Consider the following 1,286-nt stretch of genomic DNA (forward strand, 5'->3'; position numbering starts at 1 on the left):
AAAATGAAGGATACAATGATTGGTGTAGATCTGGCGAAGAGTATTTTCCAGGTTCACGGGGCATTGCTGTCGGGGAAGGAACAATTCCGCAAAAAACTGACACGGCCCCAGTTCTGGAAATTCATGTCAGGGCATTCACCGGCTGTGGTGGTGATGGAAGCTTGCGGCAGCGCCCATTTTTGGGCGCGGGAAATGATCAAGCTCGGTCATGAGGTGAAGCTGATCGCGCCGCAATACGTGAAACCTTTCGTGAAGCGCCAGAAGAACGATGCGGCTGATGCTGAAGCAATCGTGATTGCGGCGCAGCGGCCAGAGATGCGCTTCGTCGAACCGAAAACCGAAGGGCAGCAAGCAAGGGCCGTCCTGTTTCGGGGCCGAGAGCGCCTTGTTCGTCAGCGCACCGAGTTGGTGAATGCGCTGCGCGCAGTGCTCTATGAGTTTGGGCATACCGCACCGATAGGGATCCGCCAACTCAAGCGTATTGAGGCCATCGTCGAGGAGCCGAACAGTGATCTGCCCACACTTGTGCGCGAGGAATGTCACGATCTCATCCAGCAGATTGCCGAGAAGACCGTCCGGATTGATGCCAAAACAAAAAGAACCGTGAAATTGGCTGCACAAACAGATACCGCGCGACGGCTGCAGACCATGCCTGGTGTTGGCCCGCTGACTGCGCTGGCCATTGAGGCTTTTGCCCCAGAGATGGAAAGTTTCAGGTGTGGTCGCGATTTTGCAGCCTGGTTAGGTCTGGTCCCGCGACAACACTCTTCAGGTGGCAAGGAACGACTTGGTCGTGTCTCAAAGGCAGGTCAGGCCGACATTCGCCGATTACTGATCATAGGAGCAATGTCACGATTGAACTGGATGGGGCGTCAATCGATCCATGAGGGTTCGTGGCTCGCCCGTTTGTCAGCGCGAAAACCGAAGATGCTCGTAGCAATCGCATTGGCCAACAAGATGGCGCGCGCGATCTGGGCGATGTTGACGAAACGGGAAGATTATCGGGATCCGATGTCGGCCGTGGCTGCATGACACACATGCGGCGGCAAACAAATCGACATCGGTAACAGGGGGAGTGAGAAGGCATAGGCTAGAATGGGCGTAAAGATCGAACAGATCTGGAACAGGAGAACCAGTTCGTACTTCCGGGCATAGTAGTCCGCACTGAAGATATGGACCTGATCCGCAGATCACCATACCGGCCAGCGGCGCGTGGAAAAGCCGCACATAAAGGCCTGACACAAGACCGCACTCGATCAAACAACCACGAAGTCAAAAACCTCTTG

Annotated in this window: 1 protein-coding gene; it reads left to right on the top strand. The window is 55.1% G+C overall.

All coding sequences use genetic code 11. The features are described 5' to 3' along the window. Positions 1 to 3: 3 nt before the first annotated feature. Positions 4 to 1,032: an IS110 family RNA-guided transposase gene (locus ROG8370_RS19835; protein WP_085828830.1), complete on the top strand. Its 1,029-nt coding sequence runs from the start codon at positions 4 to 6 to the stop codon at positions 1,030 to 1,032. Positions 1,033 to 1,286: the final 254 nt, after the last annotated feature.

Origin of the sequence: Roseovarius gaetbuli, assembly GCF_900172365.1 — a bacterium.
Classification (GTDB): Bacteria; Pseudomonadota; Alphaproteobacteria; order Rhodobacterales; family Rhodobacteraceae; genus Roseovarius; species Roseovarius gaetbuli.